The 17,031-nt window shown below is 68.0% G+C and carries 17 protein-coding genes; 9 read left to right on the forward strand and 8 right to left on the reverse strand.

Going from position 1 to position 17,031, the window contains the following annotated elements; translation table 11 throughout:
* Positions 1-98: 98 nt before the first annotated feature.
* The 3 genes from WS89_RS01735 (at position 99) to WS89_RS01745 (ending at position 1,437) form a co-directional block, all read left to right on the forward strand.
* Positions 99-341 carry a hypothetical protein gene (locus WS89_RS01735; RefSeq protein WP_257128095.1) on the forward strand — a complete coding sequence of 81 codons (243 nt, stop codon included), beginning with the start codon at positions 99-101 and terminating at the stop codon, positions 339-341.
* 289 nt (positions 342-630) lie between these two features.
* Complete coding sequence (locus tag WS89_RS01740) at positions 631-906, forward strand: DUF4148 domain-containing protein (RefSeq protein WP_059789310.1); 276 nt, start codon at positions 631-633, stop codon at positions 904-906.
* 27 nt (positions 907-933) lie between these two features.
* On the forward strand, positions 934-1,437 hold the full coding sequence (locus WS89_RS01745; protein WP_059504167.1) for a hypothetical protein: 504 nt from the start codon (positions 934-936) through the stop codon (positions 1,435-1,437).
* Between the two features lie 30 nt (positions 1,438-1,467).
* Here WS89_RS01745 and WS89_RS01750 read toward each other — a convergent pair whose 3' ends face one another.
* Positions 1,468-2,193, reverse strand: coding sequence for a hypothetical protein (locus WS89_RS01750; protein WP_059789311.1), 726 nt, complete (start codon positions 2,191-2,193; stop codon positions 1,468-1,470).
* Positions 2,194-2,355: 162 nt separating this feature from the next.
* Positions 2,356-3,651, reverse strand: coding sequence for an O-acetylhomoserine aminocarboxypropyltransferase/cysteine synthase family protein (locus tag WS89_RS01755; protein WP_059504164.1), 1,296 nt, complete (start codon positions 3,649-3,651; stop codon positions 2,356-2,358).
* Positions 3,652-3,798: 147 nt separating this feature from the next.
* Here WS89_RS01755 and WS89_RS01760 point away from each other — a divergent pair, with 147 nt between their 5' ends.
* A complete protein-coding gene (locus tag WS89_RS01760) occupies positions 3,799-4,470 on the forward strand; it encodes an O-methyltransferase (protein WP_059504163.1) in 672 nt (223 codons plus the stop codon).
* Between the two features lie 9 nt (positions 4,471-4,479).
* Here WS89_RS01760 and WS89_RS01765 read toward each other — a convergent pair whose 3' ends face one another.
* From WS89_RS01765 to WS89_RS01775, 3 genes are all read right to left on the reverse strand, one after another.
* Positions 4,480-5,631: a DUF1176 domain-containing protein gene (locus WS89_RS01765; protein ID WP_179949832.1), complete on the reverse strand. Its 1,152-nt coding sequence runs from the start codon at positions 5,629-5,631 to the stop codon at positions 4,480-4,482.
* Between the two features lie 320 nt (positions 5,632-5,951).
* Positions 5,952-6,704 (reverse strand): class I SAM-dependent methyltransferase, encoded by a 753-nt coding sequence (locus WS89_RS01770; RefSeq protein ID WP_059789313.1) that lies wholly within the window; start codon positions 6,702-6,704, stop codon positions 5,952-5,954.
* A gap of 13 nt (positions 6,705-6,717) precedes the next feature.
* Positions 6,718-7,344, reverse strand: coding sequence for a LysE family translocator (locus WS89_RS01775; protein WP_059504156.1), 627 nt, complete (start codon positions 7,342-7,344; stop codon positions 6,718-6,720).
* A gap of 165 nt (positions 7,345-7,509) precedes the next feature.
* Between WS89_RS01775 and WS89_RS01780 the strand changes: the two genes are divergently transcribed.
* The 3 genes from WS89_RS01780 to WS89_RS01790 all read left to right on the forward strand — a co-directional run bounded on the left by WS89_RS01780 (position 7,510) and on the right by WS89_RS01790 (position 9,953).
* The gene (locus WS89_RS01780) at positions 7,510-8,310 is read left to right on the forward strand and encodes an AraC family transcriptional regulator (RefSeq protein ID WP_059504154.1); all 801 of its coding nucleotides are present in this window, start codon (positions 7,510-7,512) and stop codon (positions 8,308-8,310) included.
* Between the two features lie 120 nt (positions 8,311-8,430).
* Complete coding sequence (locus WS89_RS01785; protein ID WP_059504152.1) at positions 8,431-8,850, forward strand: hypothetical protein; 420 nt, start codon at positions 8,431-8,433, stop codon at positions 8,848-8,850.
* Between the two features lie 101 nt (positions 8,851-8,951).
* Positions 8,952-9,953 carry a LysR family transcriptional regulator gene (locus WS89_RS01790; protein ID WP_059789314.1) on the forward strand — a complete coding sequence of 334 codons (1,002 nt, stop codon included), beginning with the start codon at positions 8,952-8,954 and terminating at the stop codon, positions 9,951-9,953.
* Between the two features lie 268 nt (positions 9,954-10,221).
* Here the strand turns inward: WS89_RS01790 and argG are convergent, their stop codons facing one another.
* The 3 genes from argG to WS89_RS01805 all read right to left on the reverse strand — a co-directional run bounded on the left by argG (position 10,222) and on the right by WS89_RS01805 (position 14,684).
* Positions 10,222-11,559 (reverse strand): argininosuccinate synthase, encoded by a 1,338-nt coding sequence (gene argG / locus WS89_RS01795; RefSeq protein WP_006496064.1) that lies wholly within the window; start codon positions 11,557-11,559, stop codon positions 10,222-10,224.
* A gap of 318 nt (positions 11,560-11,877) precedes the next feature.
* On the reverse strand, positions 11,878-12,948 hold the full coding sequence (locus WS89_RS01800; protein WP_059504148.1) for an FUSC family protein: 1,071 nt from the start codon (positions 12,946-12,948) through the stop codon (positions 11,878-11,880).
* A gap of 203 nt (positions 12,949-13,151) precedes the next feature.
* Entirely contained in the window at positions 13,152-14,684 is a 1,533-nt protein-coding gene (locus tag WS89_RS01805) for a GGDEF domain-containing protein (RefSeq protein WP_059789315.1), read from the reverse strand.
* On the opposite strand from WS89_RS01805, the gene WS89_RS34410 reads away from it, so the two are divergent.
* Both WS89_RS34410 and WS89_RS01810 read left to right on the forward strand, forming a co-directional pair.
* Entirely contained in the window at positions 14,623-14,865 is a 243-nt protein-coding gene (locus tag WS89_RS34410; protein ID WP_218921290.1) for a hypothetical protein, read from the forward strand. The two genes, WS89_RS01805 and WS89_RS34410, sit on opposite strands and share 62 nt — an antisense overlap.
* 398 nt (positions 14,866-15,263) lie before the next feature.
* The gene (locus WS89_RS01810; RefSeq protein WP_059504144.1) at positions 15,264-16,799 is read left to right on the forward strand and encodes an amino acid permease; all 1,536 of its coding nucleotides are present in this window, start codon (positions 15,264-15,266) and stop codon (positions 16,797-16,799) included.
* The last annotated feature ends 232 nt before the right edge of the window (positions 16,800-17,031 follow it).

The raw sequence follows: 17,031 nt of genomic DNA on the forward strand, positions 1-17,031 counted from the left end.
GTCTGCCGTTGGCCGACCGAGCCGGCGGCGTTCGTGCCGGTCGCCACTGCAGTACCGATAGCGGGCGGCGCCGTTCAAGCCTCATTCCGGATCGAAAATTGCACCGTCCTGCCATTCGTCTCGCCTTGATCGCGGTCCTGACCGTTCCGTCGTTCGCGGGCTGCGCATCGTCGACACGCTCCAGTACCACGGCAACTGCGCCGGCCGCCACGCGCAAGCCGGTGCCGGCCGGCACGATGCCTGGCGAGCAGATCGACTATGCGGGGCACCGCTGCGGCAATCCGAACCTGTATGTGAAAACGCATCCATGCCTGTTCCCGCAGCGCCAATCCGCGCGGTGAATCGTCGGACACGCGTAAAAAACGGCCCGGCACTCGACGAGCCCGGGCCTAATGCGCGATCGTGCCGTACGGCAGCGACCCGCTGCGTGGATGGGAACGGGCAGGGCCCGCTACCGTTCCGATCGTAGCGGCACGGCCCATCGCGAACCTGATCGGAACATGAAATTTTCGTCACGTGGCGCGCGTGGCGGAACGGTGACGAAACCGTCATGAAGCGATCACGAATCCGCACCGCCGCAGGATCAAAGTGAGCGCTCCCGTCACGGCATTCCAATAAGGAGCTATCCAGATGAACATTCCACGCCCGACGATCGCCGTCACCGTTGCCGCACTGTCGATCGTGGCCTTCTCGCAGGCCGTGGCCGCGCAGCCGAAGCGCCGTCAGGACGTGATTCAGGAGCTGGTGCGCGCGCGTCACGACGGCGTGATCCCGAGCCCGACTCACGACTATCCGGCGAGCCCGGCCGCCGTCGCTCGCAATCGGGAGATTCATCGCGCGGCCGTTCATCGCGGCGAGAAGTCGCCGCTGGTCGATGCGCACGACAACCGCTTCGCGGGGCTTTGATCGTTCATGCACGGAAAGGAGAGTGCGATGCGCAATGTCGCGAAAGGGATCGTGCTGGCCGCGTACCTGATGTCGACGGCCGCGATGGCGGCAGGCTGGCCGGAACGTGCGCTGTCGCACGCGCCGGCGCACGACGTCGGTCGCCGCGCGAGCGAGCGGATGCGCTGCGAGTTGGCGGCCGTGCCGGCTGGCGCGTGGACCGCGACGTTCGCGCGCGGACAATGCGAAGTCGCCGCTGGCTGGCTGACGTTCGTGCCGGCCGATGCCGGCGACGCGTCGACCGTCGCGGCGAAACGGATCGTGCTCGGCGACGTTCGTACCGTGTCGCATCAGTCGCGCAAGCTGAAGGAGCAATTGCAACTGACGACACGCGACGAAGTGATCGCGTTGAACGTGCTGACCGACGACGGCACCCGAAAATCGCGCGAACATGCGATCGACCTGTGGACCGCGCTGCGCAGCGAGGGTGTCACGCCGGTCAACGGCACGCGCATCGTCGATACCTGGCCGACCGGCGCGACGACGTGGTAGCCGTCACACCGTCACGCCGTCGCGCGCGGCCTACCCGGCCTTCACGGATCCCTCGATCAGGAAGAACGCGATGAAGCCGATGAAGAACGAGGCCGTCGCGAACGGCGTTTCGGGTACCTCGTGCGCTTCGACCAGCAGTTCTTCGACGACGAGGTACAACAGCGCGACGGTGCCCAGCCCCAGAAGCGCCGCATAGATATTCGCCGGCAGTCCCGCGAACGCCGCATTGCCTGCAACGGCCGCGAGGCTCAGCAGCGCCGCGAGCGCGACCGGCACGACGATCGACGGCGTGCGGCCGGTGCCGGCCGCGGCCAGCGCCGCGCTGACCGACAGCGCGAGGAACAGCACCTCGAGCGTCAGCGCGACGGCAAGGATGATGCCGCTTGCGTCGCTCGCGGAAAAGGCGATGCCGAGCACAAGGCCGTCGACGACGAGGTCGATCGCCGTGACGACGATCAGGCTCACGGGCAAGCGCGCGTCCTCGAAGCGCGTCTCGATCGCACCCGACAGCGCGCGAATCGCCAGCATCAGCGCGATCCCGAGCACGAAGCCGACGACGACTGGAAACAGCGCATGCGCACGGTCTTGCGGCAGCAGTTCGAGCGCGGCGGCCGCGAACACGATGCCGCCGGTGAAATGCTGGATCACGCTCGACGTTTTCGGGCCGGGCGCGCGCCACGCGGCCGCGAGGGCGCCGAGACAGGCCGCCAGCACGGGCGGTAACGTGAGCAGCGCAAGCTTCGCGGTCGGTGTCATGAGGCCTCTCGGCGGTTGGCGTGTCGCAGCGGAGGCTGCGTGGCACGATCGTACGCGCCGGGCGTCGCTCCGGCATCAACCGGAGATTGAACACCTTGAAGCCGCTCCAGGGTCAAGCGGTTTGATGCGGGGCGCACCTGCAATCCGGCCCGCCCGTTCCGGTCAAAGCTGCGCGAGCGCCTGGTCGAGATCGGCGAGCAGGTCGTCGATATGCTCGATGCCGATCGACAGCCGCACCGTTTCTTCCTTCACGCCGGCCTTCGCGAGTTCGGCCGGCGACAGTTGACGGTGCGTGGTCGATGCCGGGTGCGTCGCGAGCGACTTCGTATCGCCGATGTTGACGAGCCGCGTGAACAGCTTCAGCGCATCCTGGAACTTCGCGCCGCCGTCGCGTCCGCCCTTCACGCCGAACGTCAGGATGCCCGGCGCACGGCCCGACAGGTAGCGCGCGACGAGCGGATGGTCGGGGTGATCGGGCAGGCCCGCGTAGTTCACCCATTCGACGTGCTCGTGGCGCGCGAGGTGTTGCGCGATCTTCAGCGCGTTGTCGCTGATCCGCTCGACGCGCAGCGCGAGCGTCTCGATCCCCTGCAGGATCTGGAACGCATTGAACGGCGAGATCGCCGCGCCCATGTTGCGCAGCGGCACCACGCGGGCGCGGCCGATATAGGCTGCCGGCCCGAACGCATCGGTATAGACGACGCCGTGATAGCTGACGTCCGGCTCGTTGAGCCGCTTGAAGCGGTCCGCGTGCTCGGCCCACGGGAACTTGCCCGAATCGACGATCGCGCCGCCGAGGCTCGTGCCATGCCCGCCGAGATATTTCGTCAGCGAGTGCACGACGATGTCCGCGCCGTGTTCGAACGGGCGCAGCAGGTATGGCGACGGCACCGTGTTGTCGACGATCAACGGGATGCCGTGGCGATGCGCGACCTCCGCGAGCGCGGCGATGTCGGTGACGTTGCCGAGCGGGTTGCCGACCGATTCCGCGAAGATCGCCTTCGTGCGCGCATCGATCAGCGGTGCGAACGATGCAGGATCGCGCGGATCGGCGAAGCGCGTGGCGATCCCGTATTGCGGCAGCGTATGCGCGAACAGGTTGTAGGTACCGCCGTACAGCGAACTCGCGGACACGATGTTGTCGCCTGCTTCGGCGATCGTCTGGATCGCATACGTGACGGCGGCTTGTCCCGATGCGAGCGCGAGGGCGCCGATGCCGCCCTCGAGCGCGGCGATCCGCTGCTCGAGCACGTCCGTCGTCGGATTCATGATCCGCGTGTAGATGTTGCCCTGGACCTTCAGGTCGAACAGGTCGGCGCCGTGCTGCGTGTCGTCGAATGCGTACGCAACGGTCTGGTAGATCGGGACGGCGACCGCGCGCGTGGTCGGGTCGGGACGATAACCGCCATGCACGGCGATGGTTTCGAGGCGCCAGTTCGAATTGGCCTGATCGGTCATGGGTGCTCCGTTTGTTGTTGTGAAGGTCGAGGGTCCTGCCGTCCGGCGATTATAGGAGCACGTGCGCGGCTGCCCTTAGAACGAATGGTGTGTTGCTTATCGGGCGCGGCGCATAGAATGTTTTTTTCCGCAGACGAGAGGTGCGCGATGGATCAGGATCGATGGAACCAGGTGGATGCGTATTTGTCGGCGACGCTCGTGCCGTCCGACGCTGCGCTCGATGCCGCGCTGGCGGCGAGCGACGCGGCCGGGCTGCCCGCGATCAACGTCGCGCCGAATCAGGGCAAGCTGTTGCAACTGCTCGCGACGATCCGCGGCGCGCGGCGGATTCTCGAAGTCGGCACGCTCGGCGGCTACAGCACGATCTGGCTGGCGCGCGCGTTGCCGCCGGGCGGCTCGCTCGTGACGCTCGAGCTGAACCCGGCACACGCGAAGGTCGCGACGCAGAACATCGCGCGCGCCGGCTTGGCGGCGGTCGTGTCGGTGGTGGTCGGCAGTGCGAAGGACAGCCTGGCGCGGCTCGTCGAAGCCGGTGAGGCGCCGTTCGATTTCGTCTTCATCGATGCGGACAAGGACAACAACGCCGTTTATCTCGACGCGGCGCTGAAGCTGTCGCGGCCCGGCACGGTGATCGTCGTCGACAACGTCGTGCGAAACGGGCGCGTCGCCGATCCGGGCAATCGCGAGCCGGACGTGGTCGGCGTGCGCGACGGGTTCGCGCGCCTCGCGGCCGAGCCCGCACTCATGACGACCGCCGTGCAGACGGTCGGGCAGAAGGGCTGGGACGGATTCTCGATCTCGATCGTCGGTGCCGCGTGACGTGACGCGTCAGTGCGGGCTGCCGGCCGCGTCGGCCCGGCGATACAGGCGCGGCCATCGAGCCTCGAACAGGCCGTTGCAGGTGCTGTGCGTGGCGAGGCCGTCGAGCACGAAGCGCCGGCCGTCGAAGACCCACGATGCGGTCGAGCCGCAATCGCCGGCGCTGCGCAATCTGACCGTGCTCGACAGCGTCGCGCGGGCGGAATCGTAACTGGCGTCGGTCAGCTCGTTCGCGAACGACGCCGAATCGAGGCCCGCGCTCGCGTTCTCGCCGAAATTCATCGCGGCCGGCATGTACGGCGCGGTGCGGCGCACGCGATACCACAGGTCGGTGTGGTTATACAGGCTGCTGGTCTGGCACGGGATCGCGACGAGCGCCTCGTCGGACGAAATCGCGACGGCGCGCGACGCTTTCCTGCGGTCGCTCGCCGACATTTCGTCTTCGACCTCGGCCGCACATTGCTTCACGTCGGCGCCGAATTTCGCGAAGACGGCGTCGACGAGCGGCCGCTGTTCGGCGCTCGACAGGGTCGAGTCGGCCGGCGGCGCGGGCGTGACCGCGGGCGGCAACGCGGGCGCGGCCGGCACCGACGACGCAGGCCGGGCGCCGGGGCGCGACAGCGCCGTGACCGTGCCGACGCGGCCCTGCGTATCGTCGATCAGCAGCAACGCGGCATTCAATCCCGACAACGGCGTACGCGCGGTGGGCGCCGATGCCGGATCGCCGAGGCTCAGCAGTTGGGCATTACGCGCCGCGGCCAGCCACGCGGCCACCGTGGCCGGATCGTTGGTCCGGATCCGGAACGGGCGGGCTTCGTCGTCGGTCTTGTCGCCGAACGTATGCCATTGCGCCGGCATCGCATCGAACGGTCGGCCGTCGACGCGGGCCGTGCGCAAGTCGATCGGCGCCGATGCGTAAAGGTCGAGCGACGGTTGCGCGTCCGGGCCGGCGTCGCGCGTCACGCGCAGGATCAGGCCGGCGCGTGCATCCTCGATATCGTCGGCGTGACTTTCCGCGATGCAGCGATTGCCGTTGTCGCAGACGACCGACCAGCTTTTGAACTCGCGTTCGACCGGCGGCCGCGACAGCGGACGGGCGTGCGTGACGATCGGGGAAGCGGCGAGGAGGGCGGCGACGGCGAGCGAAAAACGGTGCGACATGGCGGTTCGGATCGACTGGGAGGAGGCGGGCGGATGATGCCGGACTGCAAGCGCATCGTCAGCAAGCGGTGCAGGTCGAGTGCAGTGGCGCGAACGGCATCCAGTATACCGCTGCAATGGGGAGGAACGATGTGACGAAACGGTGTGCGGGCACGCAGCACGTGGCCGATCGACGCGCAAGCGGCGCGATGCCGGCAGGCACCGCGCCGTTCGTTTCGTCGACTGCCGGCCGCGCCGCGTCCGACGGTCGCGCCGCACGATCCGGGATGCGTATGCGATGAACACGCTGCCCACCGCCGGCGCAATCGACGCACCCGCGCTCACGCGCGGCAGATCGCGATGATCTCCGCGCTGGTCGCTTCGTCGAACGGAGCGTGGTCCCAGTCGCCGCACCAGTCGGCCGACGCGAAACCGGCCGCCGCCACGCGCGCCTCCAATTCGGCGTGCGCGATGAAACGCAGCCGGCTCGTATTCGTCAGCACCGTATCGTCGCGACGGAAGCGGTAGTGCGTGTCGAACGTCACGATCGCGCCGTCGATCGCCCGCACCGCGTGATGGAGATCGACGATGCCGAATGCGTGCGATTCGACGCTGCGCGCCGACTGCGCGGGCGTCCATGCCCGCCACGGTTCGGTGCGCGGGTTGCGGGTCTCGAACAGGAAGCGGCCACCGTCGGCGAGTACGCGCCGCACGCCGCGCAGCGTCGCGTCGATGTCGTCGTCGGTCAGCAGGCACTGGAACGCGTGCCCGGTCATCACGACCGCATCGAACGGCGCACCGGGCGGCAGGCCGTCGAGCGCGCACGCGAACCAACGGACGGCATCGGCGCCCGGCTGGCGTCGCGCGTAATCGATCATCGCCGAAGCGGGATCGATCGCGACGACGTCATGCCCGGCCGCCGCGAGCCGTCGTGCGAACGTGCCGGTGCCGCAGCCGAGATCGAGGATGCGTTGCGGGGCGGCGCCGATCTCGGCGGCGTAGAACGCGAAGTCCCGATCGCCGGCGTTGAACAGGTCGTATACCGCGACGAGGCGCGGGTCGGTGTAGAGCAGGTCCGCGCCGGCGCGCGTCATGCGGCCGCGCGCATCAGCGCTGCTGCACGGCCACGCGCAGCCCGAGCGCGATGAAGATCGAACCGATGATCTTGCCCTGCCAGCGCGTGAGCCACGTGAGCCGCTTCACGATGCGGCCGAGCGGGCGGATCGAGCACGCGATCAGCGTCGTATAGAGCGAGCTGAGCACGACGAAGATCAGCCCGAGCACCGCGAATTGCACGAACGTCGAGCCGCGCTCCGGATGCACGAACTGCGGCATGAACGCGAGAAAGAACAGCGCCGTCTTCGGATTCAGCACTTCGGCGGGAATCGCCTGCAGGTACGCCTTGAGCGGCGTGACCGGCGATACTTGCGGCAGCGACGGATCGGCAGCTTTCTCCAGCAGCGCGCGCACGCCGAGATAGATCAGGTACGCTGCGCCGGCCAGCTTCACGACGTTGAACGCGAGCGCCGACGTCATCAGCAGCGCGGACAGCCCGACGGCCGCGAACAGCGTATGCACGAAGTCGCCGCTCGCGACGCCGAGGCCGGTCAGGATGCCGGTCTTGCGCCCGCCCTGCACGGTGCGGCTCAGCACGAGCAGCACGGCGGGGCCGGGAATCAGGAACAGGCCCAGGACGACGGCCGTGAAGGTGGTCAGCGTGGTCAGGTCGAACATGGCGGCTTCGGCAGGTTGGCGCAGCGACGGGGGATCGCCGCATTGTATTCGGTTCGTCGCGCGGCCGCAGACGCCTCGTCGAACGGCACGGCTGCGCCGGCGCCTTTCTGGTATAAGCACGAAAGGACGCGTCGGCGTCCGGCCTTTTCCACAGCCCGTCGTTCCATGCGCGACCTTCCACCGATTACCGATCCCGCCGCGGACGCCGACGTCTATCACGTGCCGCGTCCGCTCGTGGTGTTCGGCGGCTCGGTCGTCGAGCCCGAATGGCGGCTGGAGCGGCACAGCCATCGTCAGGCCCAACTGCTCTACACGCTGAGCGGCGTCGTCTATTGCGAGATCGACGGCGGCGTGTGGAGCGCGCCGCCGCAATGCACGGTCTGGATTCCGGGCGACGTCCCGCATGCGGCGCGCGGCTCGGCCGGCGCGACCTTCTACGCGGTCCTGGTCGAACCCGACGCGGCGCTCGACCTGCCCACGCGCTGCTGCACGCTGGCCATGTCGCCGTTGTTGCGCGAGTTGCTGCTGAAGGCGGCCAGCTTCCCGAACCTGTACGACGTCGACGGGCCGCAAGGGCGGCTGGTGGCGACGCTGCTCGACGAACTCGTCGCGGCGCCGGTCGAGGACTTGTACCTGCCGATGCCGGCCGATCGCCGGCTGCGCAAGCTGATCGACCATCTGCTCGACGATCCGGCCGACAAGTCGCCGCTGCCCGAACTCGCCCGGCGCGCGGGCATCAGCGAGCGCAGCCTCACGCGCCTCGCGACGAAGGAACTCGGGATGAGCCTCGGCGACTGGCGCCGGCGGCTGCACGTCGCGCTGTCGCTGCGGATGCTGACGACCGGCCGCCGCGTGCATCAGATCGCGATCGATCTCGGCTACGAGAGCGCGAGCAGCTTCGTCACGATGTTCCGCAAGGCGACCGGCAAGTCGCCGACGCAATTCCTGACCGACCGGCAGCGCTGAACGGCCGGACTTCGCGCCCGCGCACGTTTGGCCGGATTGAAAAAGCAGTTGGCCGGGATGAGAAATGACGCATGAGGTCCCGCTCCATAGAATGAGAATCGTTCTCATCTGGAGGCCGACATGCAAATCGTCACGACTGAATTCCCGTTTGTCTGGCTGCGTTACAGCGGCTCGCCACCGACCGATCCCGCCCGCCTGATTGCCGAACTCGACGCGCTGCTCGCGCGCCGCGAACGCTTCGTTCTTCTGACCGACGATGCGCCGTCCGGCGACGATCGCGCCGACAACGATCACGAGATACGCAAGCAGCTCGCGAAATGGAGCAAGGCCAACCGCGCGCTGTCGCGCGAATGGATCCCCGGGATGATCGCGATCGAGCCCAACGCGGCGCGGCGCGTGGCGCTCAATGCTTTTTCGGGTGCCTTCGAGAAGGTCTGGGGGTATCCGCTGAATGCGGCGGCGAGCCGCGACGACGCGCTGGCGCTCGCGCAACGGCTGCTCGCCGAACCGGCGCGCAGCATCGCGGCGGCGAACGCCTGACCCGACGGCGGCGCGAGCCGCGCGGCTTGCGTCGACATCGACACGGAGGCACGGTGCGCGAACGCGTGCCGCGGTATATCGCAACCACGCAGAGGTGTTGGGTGGACAATCCGATCCGCGCGATGCGCATCTTCACGCGCATCGTCGAAATGAACAGCTTTACGCGCGCGGCGCAGGCGCTCGGCATTTCGCGCGCCACCGCGACGCGCACCGTGCAGGAGCTCGAAGCGGCGCTCGGCATGCCGTTGCTGGTGCGCACGACGCGCGCGTTGCGGGCGACGCCCGAAGGCGACGCGTACTACCGGCGCTGCGTCAGCATCACGGCCGACGTCGACGAGCTCGAAGCCAGCATCCGCGGCGCCGCGCTGCATCCGAGCGGGCCGTTGCGCGTCGAGTTGCCGGCGTCGGTGGCGGGCGCGATCGTATTGCCGGCGCTCGGCGAATTCAACGCACGGCATCCCGATCTCGAACTGATGCTCGCCGTGGCCGGGCGCGCGGTCGATCGTATCGGCGACGCGATCGACTGCAGTATCCGACTCGGTGCGCTGCCCGATTCGTCGCTCGTCGCGCGCCGGCTCGGCTCGCTCGAGCGCGTGACGTGCGCGAGCCCCGCGTATCTCGACCGCTTCGGCGTGCCGCGCACGCCCGACGATCTGGGCGCGCATCGCGCGGTAGGCGCGTCGCACGTGTTCGGCCAGCGTCCGGCCGAGCTCGAGTTCGCGGTGGACGACGCCGTGCGCAAGGTGCGGCTCGACGGCATCGTCGGCGTGGACGACGAGCAGGCGTATCTCGCATGCGGCGTGCACGGCCTCGGGCTGATCCAGCCGACGCGCGTCGCCGCGCAGCCGCTGATCGAGGCCGGGCGATTGCGGGAGGTGCTGCCGCTTTGGCAACCCGATGCGCTCGCCGTGTCGGCCGTCTACGTGAAGCGCCCGCATGTATCGCCCGGCGTGCGCGCGTTCGTCGACTGGATTGCCGAGCGTTTCGTGCAGGCCGTGAAGGAACACACGGGGCTGGCGGTGGCGGGGGCAGTGGGGTGGCGGCCGGCGCAGGCAGTCGTCGCTGCGTGCGACCGTTATGGCGGGCTGGTAGCGGTGGCCTGACGGCGGTATGGGGCCGGCAAGCCGTCAAGCGGTTGCGAGGCGGAATGTACTGGCCATCCGATCCTGCTCCCGAGCCGACAGCTTGCCATGACCGGCGCGGCGATGCAGTGCCGTCGACGCGTCACGCGGCGGGATGCGAATGCGGAAGGAAGCGGAAAGGCGGGGGAGAGGGGAGGCGGCAGGCTGCATGCGTAATGAGGCGCCACATGTGCAGCCTGCCCGACCGTGCCGCATGCAAGCGATGCGGCACGGCGTCGAACGAAGCGACTTACTTGTCGCCGTCGCCCTTGATCTGCGGCAGTGCCGACGCTTCGCCCGGCGTCAGCAGCCCGACTTGCGAGTACACGCGCAGCTTGTCGCGCGTATCGGTGATGTCGAGGTTGCGCATCGTCAGCTGGCCGATCCGGTCGCGCGGCGAGAACGTCGACGCAACCTTCTCCATCGACAGGCGCTCCGGCTGATACGTGAGGTTCGGCGACTTCGTGCTCAGGATCGAGTAGTCGTTGCCGCGGCGCAGTTCGATCTTCACTTCGCCGGTGATCGCGCGTGCGACCCAGCGTTGCGCGGTTTCGCGCAGCATGATCGCCTGCGGGTCGAACCAGCGGCCCTGGTACAGCAGGCGGCCGAGGCGGCGGCCGTTTTCGCGGTACTGCTCGATCGTGTCTTCGTTGTGGATGCCGGTGACGAGACGCTCGTACGCGATGTACAGCAGCGCGAGGCCCGGAGCTTCGTAGATGCCGCGGCTCTTCGCCTCGATGATGCGGTTCTCGATCTGGTCGCTCATGCCGAGGCCGTGGCGGCCGCCGATGCGGTTCGCCTCGAGCAGCAGCTCGACCTGATCCTTGAACTCGACGCCGTTCAGCGCGACCGGCTGGCCGGCTTCGAAGCGCACCGTCACTTCCTCGGCGGCGATCTTCACGTCGTCGCGCCAGAACGCGACGCCCATGATCGGGTTCACGATCTTGATGCCGCTTTCGAGGCTTTCCAGATCCTTCGCCTCGTGCGTCGCGCCGAGCAGGTTCGAATCGGTCGAATACGCCTTCTCGGCCGACATCTTGTACGCGAAGCCGGCCTGGTTCATGAATTCGGACATTTCGGCGCGGCCGCCGAGCTCGTCGATGAACGTCTGGTCGAGCCAGGGCTTGTAGATCTTCAGATCCGGATTCACGAGCAGGCCGTAGCGGTAGAAGCGCTCGATGTCGTTGCCCTTGTACGTGCTGCCGTCGCCCCAGATGTTGACGCCGTCTTCCTTCATCGCGGCGACGAGCATCGTGCCCGTCACGGCGCGGCCGATCGGCGTCGTGTTGAAGTACGTGACGCCGGCGGTCGTGATGTGGAACGCGCCGCTTTGCAGCGCCGCGATGCCTTCGGCGACGAGCTGCGCACGGCAGTCGATCAGGCGGGCGCCGGCTGCGCCGTATTCGATCGCGCGTTTCGGGATCGCGTCGTAATCGTCTTCGTCGGGCTGGCCGAGGTTCGCCGTGTATGCGTACGGGACGGCGCCCTTCAGTTTCATCCAGTGCAGCGCGGCGCTGGTGTCCAGGCCGCCGGAGAAGGCGATACCGACCTTCTGGCCGGTCGGGAGGCTTTCGAGAATCGTGCTCATAGGAATTACCGTGGATTGAAGCCGGTGGGATCGTATTTCGCGGAATATGCGAGTATCGGCTGTCCGGGAAGATGGGGCAAGGGTTGATTTTGGTGCGGCACCGTCGTCGCGCCCGTCGCGGCGGGCCTGACGGGCGGTTAACCGGCTGGAGAACCGTCTGCGGAACGGCGTCGTCGCGCCGCCGAAACACGTGCGGACGAGCCAAGGGCCGGCCGGATTTCCAGGGCCGGATCGGCCGTCGAGCCGGGGCGCGGTTGCCAGCGCGTCGCCTTGCCGCAATGAAAGGCATATGAAAGGCTGGCGTGTAAAACCGGGGCTTCAGATATTCCACGACCGCGCGGTATCGAGCAGCCGCTCCCGCAACTGGTCGACTTCGCCGGCCAGCTTGGCCGTGATCGACACGTAGCCGGACAACTGCGGCGGCACCGCGTCGTGCGGCGCGTCGGCCGGCCGGCGGCGCGGCGCGAGCCGGCTCGGCGTGCCGAACTTGAGCGCGCGGCTCGCGCCGACCAGCGTGTCGCGGATGCGCCGGTTCACCGTCTTCATCTCGACGCGCATGTATTCGCGGGCCGCCGCGTCGTCGTGGGCCGGCAGCGCGCTCGACAGGATCTCCAGATAGCCGATGCACAGGCGCAGGCTGCGCTGGATCGCCTCGAGTTGCGCCATCGACGTCTCGCATTCCTTCGCCACCGACGGCATCAGCGAGCGCAACTGCACGAGCAGCGCGCTCAGCGCGGCCATTTCCTTCAGGTGCGCGTCGTCGCTCACGTGGCGGTCGCCCGCGAGCCGCGCATGCACGGCCGCGCACGCGCGCAGCGCGTCGGCGAGCTTGTAGCGCCACGAATAGGTCGCGTAGAGCGGCAGCGCGAACGAGAACGCGAGCGCGATCGCGATGCCGGCCAGCACGTTCACCGCGCGCCACAGGCCGTCGACGATCTCGTTGTCGCCGTGCCCGGCGACGATCACCATCGTGATCGCCGACAGCAGCGCGATGTAGCCGGCCTTGCCGATCGCGTGATACGCGCAGACGCCGCACCCGACGGCCATCAGCAGGTAGATCGCGAACGGCGCGTGCAGGAACGAGTAGAGGAGGATCAGCCCGAGCCCCGCCAGTGCGCCGATCGATGTGCCGAGCGCGCGCTCGGCCGCCTTCTTGCGGATGTTGCCGTGGTGCTGCAGCCCGCCGACGACGATCAGCACGGTGATTGTCGACCATTCGCCATGCGGCACGTTCAACCCCGTGGACAGCGCGATCGACACGAGAATCGCGAGCGCGACGCGCGCCGCATGGATCAGCTTCGCATGCCGGTAGCGGCGATACGGGTCGAGCAGCGGGCGAAGCGCGTGGCGCACGAGCGGTGGCAGGCGGGTGGGGAGCGGGGCGGTCATGGCGGAGCTGAGGGTGGCCGGAACGCGCACGGCGGCTCGCGCGGGCCGGCGCCGCGCCGCATGCGCAGCTGACGTAACGCTAGCCGAACGCGCGCGGGCTGTCCACGGCGCGGCCGCCGAGCGGGGCGGCAGGCGGCCGCATCGGATCACGCGGCTGGTCGTATCGAGGCGAATCAAGGTGCATCAAGGCGCATCGCGGCGCGTCACGCGTCGGCTGCGCTCGACTGCGCGTCCAGCACGCGGTTGCGGCCGCCTGACTTCGCGCGGTACAGCGCTTCGTCGGCGCGCCGCAGCAGCGTCGCGGCGTTCATCCGGCCGTCGGCGGCGGTGGCCGTGCCGATGCTGGCCGTGACGCGTCCGTACGGACTTTTCACGTGTTCGATGTCGAGCCCCGCGATCGCGCGCCGGATGCCTTCCGCGACGGTCGCCGCGCCCGGCGCGTCGGTGTCGGGCAGCGTGACGACGAATTCCTCGCCGCCGTAGCGCGCGACGTGATCGCCGTCGCGGCGCAGGCAGCGCGACAGCGACTGCGCGACCTGGCGCAGCACGTCGTCGCCGGCCGGGTGGCCGTAGTAGTCGTTGAACGCCTTGAAGTGATCGACGTCGACGAACAGTACGGACAACGGGCGGCCGCTGCGCGACGCGCGCTGCGCCTCCTTCGCGAGTACCGTGTCGAACGTGCCGCGGTTGTCGAGGCCTGTCAGCGAATCGGTGTGCGCGAGCCGGTACAGCTTCGATTCGGCGTCCTGCCGGCGCTTCAGCTCGCGCGACAGGGCGAGCGAGCCCCACGCGATGAACGCCGTGAACAGGCCCATCAGCACGACGGTCCAGACCGCGCGGTGGTACCACGACGCGTAGATGTCGATCTCGGCGGGCGCGACGTCGACGATCAGCGGCAGCCCGGCGAGATGCTTGTACACATAGATGCGCCGTACGCCGTCGATGGCGCCGACGCCGGCCAGCTCGCCGTTGCGGCTGCGCTGCGCGTCGATGAACAGCGGCGAGTCGTGCAGATCGAGGCCGACCACCCGCGTGTCGTACGGCAGGCGCGACACGAGCGTGCCGTTGTCCTCGACGATCGCCGCGCTGCCGTGCCGGCCGACCGCGAGGCCGTCGAGCAGCGCGCGGAAGTAGTCGATGCTGAGCGTGCCGACGACGACGCCGCCGAACCTGCCGTCGGGCCGGGTGATCCGGCGGCTCAGCGCGATCGTCAGCGCGCCGCCGCGCAGCCGCGACGCGTACGGCCGGCTGATGTAGAGGCCGGGGACGAGCCGGTCGCGATGCACGGTGAAATAGTCGCGGTCGGCGAAATTGCCTTGCCGTGCGGGCGATGCACTGGAATCGATCGCGATATTGCCGTGCGCATCCATCACGAAAATCGAGCCGAGATAGGCGCCGGTCGCCGCGCGGTCGAACAGCAGCCGGTGGCGTTGGCGCGGCGGCAATGTCGTCAATTCCGGATCGGCCACGCCGTCGACGACGTTTTGCAGCGACAAATCGTAGAGTTCGATATTGCGCGCAATATCGCGTTCGATCAGCAGCATCAGGTTGCGCGCATTTTCGACCGCATGGTCATACGCGTCGCGCCGTGCCTCGATCAAGAGCGACGTGGAAAGTCCCCAACTGAACATCAGCAGGACGATACCCGCCACGAGTACGCCGCGGGGCGACAGAATGCGTGCCACGATCGACGCGGTATGGCGGCGCAGCGTGGCGGGCAGCGGGAATGACTTCATCCTCGGGGGTGGCGGGCGGCGGGTACTCGCGTGGTTGGCGATTCCGTACGCTGATTATTTCGAATTAATCGTCATTATCCCGCGAATTCCTGAATTTCGTGGGCACATGCAAAACATGCATGCGAAGACGGCGATTCGAAACGGTTACGCATCATTACCGCTTTGTGCGCGGGCAATTTGATTTGAATCAATGACCAGTATCGGCTTTTTCGTCTGATTAATGGCGCGTCGATCGGTCGATTTTGCGTATTGACGCGGTATTTGGCGGATCGGGACAGGATCGGGTGCCGCCGACGAGAAATGAAAAATCGAATGACCCGGACGTAATCGGTTTTTGGGCGACGGCATGCGGCGGCCGAAGCGGCCAACCCGTCGATTCCGCGAAATCTCCGGCGTGGCGGCGCTCGGGGCGACCTTGGCTGTCCGCCTGTCGAATCAGGTAGAATCCGCGCTTCGCCGCAGGCGCCCGCCGCGCAACGCGTATCGGGGCCGCATCGAATGCATCGCAGGACGCGCACCGCGCTCCGATTCCGCATGCGCCGGCCACGGATGCCGGCCCGCTCAACGTTCGTCTCGTTTATGTCCGCCATTCCGAATTCCGACCCATCCGGTTCGCCCGCGAACCCACCCAAGCTTCATCGCGCGCTGAAGGCGCGCCACCTGACGATGATCGCCATCGGCGGCTCGATCGGCACGGGCCTGTTCGTCGCGTCCGGCGCCTCGATCTCGCAGGCCGGCCCCGGCGGCGCGATGGTCGCGTACATGCTGATCGGCCTGATGGTCTACTTCCTGATGACGAGCCTCGGCGAGATGGCCGCGTTCATGCCGGTGTCGGGCTCGTTCGCGACCTACGGCGCGAAATACGTGGACGAAGGCTTCGGCTTCGCGCTCGGCTGGAACTACTGGTACAACTGGGCGGTGACGATCGCGGTGGAGCTCGTCGCCGCGCAGCTCGTGATGCACTACTGGTTTCCGGACGTGCCGGGCGTGTGGTGGAGCGCGGCGTTCCTCGCCGTGATGTTCCTGCTCAATGCGCTCACCGTGCGCGGTTTCGGCGAAGCCGAGTACTGGTTCGCGCTGATCAAGGTCGTCACCGTGGTCGCGTTCATCGGCGTCGGCCTGCTGATGATCTTCGGCATTCTGAAGGGCGCGCCGGCCAACGGCTGGGGCAACCTGACGATCGGCGACGCGCCGTTCGCCGGCGGCTTGCCGGCGCTGATGGGCGTCGCGATGATCGCGGGTTTCTCTTTCCAGGGCACCGAACTGATCGGCGTCGCGGCCGGCGAATCGGAAAACCCGCGCACGACGATTCCGCGCGCGGTGCGCCAGGTGTTCTGGCGGATCCTCCTGTTCTACGTGTTCGCGATCTTCGTGATCGGCGTGCTGATTCCGTATACCGACCCGAACCTGCTGAAGACGGACGTGACCGACATCGGCGTGAGCCCGTTTACGCTCGTGTTCCGCCACGCGGGCCTCGCGTTCGCGGCCGGCGTGATGAACGCGGTCATCCTGACGGCCGTGCTGTCGGCCGGCAACTCGGGCATGTACGCGTCGACGCGGATGCTCTACAACCTCGCCACCGAAGGCCGCGCGCCGAAGGTGTTCGCGAAGCTGTCGCCGGGCGGCGTGCCGCGCAATGCGCTGTATGCGACCACCGCCGTCGGCGCGCTGTGCTTCTTCACGTCGCTGTACGGCGACAAGACCGTGTACCTGTGGCTGTTGAACACGTCGGGGATGACGGGCTTCATCGCGTGGCTCGGCATCGCGGTCAGCCACTACCGCTTCCGCAAGGGTTACGTGAAGCAGGGTTATGCGCTCGACCAGTTGCCGTACCAGTCGAAGTGGTTTCCGTTCGGCCCGCTGTTCGCGTTCGTGCTGTGCCTCGTGATCGCGCTCGGCCAGGATTACCAGGCGTTCCTCGCGAACCGGATCGACTGGGCCGGCGTGGCCGCGACCTACGTCGGCATTCCGCTGTTCGTCGTCGTGTGGCTCGGCTACCGGTTCCTGAAGAAGAGCCGGTTCGTGCGCTACGAGGACATGGAGATCGCGCCGTGGGTCGCCGCGAATCGCGGCGCGCAGCGGCAGCCGGTGGCGAACCGCGAAACCGCGGGCTGACGCGCCGGCGCGGCAGCGGCCGCGCGGCGGACGACGAAACGGGAAGCCGCGCGCTTCCCGTTTTTTTTGCCCGGCTTTTGCCTGCACGGGGTCAAAGCCGGTTATATTGCCCGACCCTACCGGGCCGCGGCCCGGCCGGCGCGACAGGCGCGGCGCGGATCGGCATCCGGCGCGCGCGGCGCGGCGGCCGGCGAGCGACCGGCGTTTTCATCGCTCCATCCGGGCCGGCACG

The organism is Burkholderia sp. MSMB1072 (genome assembly GCF_001524725.1).
GTDB lineage: Bacteria > Pseudomonadota > Gammaproteobacteria > Burkholderiales > Burkholderiaceae > Burkholderia.

Bases quoted from the DNA above. Each gene is read 5' to 3' on its own strand.
- WS89_RS01750 (WP_059789311.1), bottom strand. From the start codon at position 2,193: ATGACACCGACCGCGAAGCTTGCGCTGCTCACGTTACCGCCCGTGCTG.
- WS89_RS01740 (WP_059789310.1), top strand. From the start codon at position 631: ATGAACATTCCACGCCCGACGATCGCCGTCACCGTTGCCGCACTGTCG.
- WS89_RS01775 (WP_059504156.1), bottom strand. From the start codon at position 7,344: ATGTTCGACCTGACCACGCTGACCACCTTCACGGCCGTCGTCCTGGGC.
- WS89_RS01805 (WP_059789315.1), bottom strand. From the start codon at position 14,684: ATGAAGTCATTCCCGCTGCCCGCCACGCTGCGCCGCCATACCGCGTCG.
- WS89_RS34410 (WP_218921290.1), top strand. From the start codon at position 14,623: ATGCGTGCCACGATCGACGCGGTATGGCGGCGCAGCGTGGCGGGCAGC.
- WS89_RS01755 (WP_059504164.1), bottom strand. From the start codon at position 3,651: ATGACCGATCAGGCCAATTCGAACTGGCGCCTCGAAACCATCGCCGTG.
- WS89_RS01780 (WP_059504154.1), top strand. From the start codon at position 7,510: ATGCGCGACCTTCCACCGATTACCGATCCCGCCGCGGACGCCGACGTC.
- argG (WP_006496064.1), bottom strand. From the start codon at position 11,559: ATGAGCACGATTCTCGAAAGCCTCCCGACCGGCCAGAAGGTCGGTATC.
- WS89_RS01765 (WP_179949832.1), bottom strand. From the start codon at position 5,631: ATGTCGCACCGTTTTTCGCTCGCCGTCGCCGCCCTCCTCGCCGCTTCC.
- WS89_RS01770 (WP_059789313.1), bottom strand. From the start codon at position 6,704: ATGACGCGCGCCGGCGCGGACCTGCTCTACACCGACCCGCGCCTCGTC.
- WS89_RS01810 (WP_059504144.1), top strand. From the start codon at position 15,264: ATGTCCGCCATTCCGAATTCCGACCCATCCGGTTCGCCCGCGAACCCA.
- WS89_RS01800 (WP_059504148.1), bottom strand. From the start codon at position 12,948: ATGACCGCCCCGCTCCCCACCCGCCTGCCACCGCTCGTGCGCCACGCG.
- WS89_RS01785 (WP_059504152.1), top strand. From the start codon at position 8,431: ATGCAAATCGTCACGACTGAATTCCCGTTTGTCTGGCTGCGTTACAGC.
- WS89_RS01760 (WP_059504163.1), top strand. From the start codon at position 3,799: ATGGATCAGGATCGATGGAACCAGGTGGATGCGTATTTGTCGGCGACG.
- WS89_RS01745 (WP_059504167.1), top strand. From the start codon at position 934: ATGCGCAATGTCGCGAAAGGGATCGTGCTGGCCGCGTACCTGATGTCG.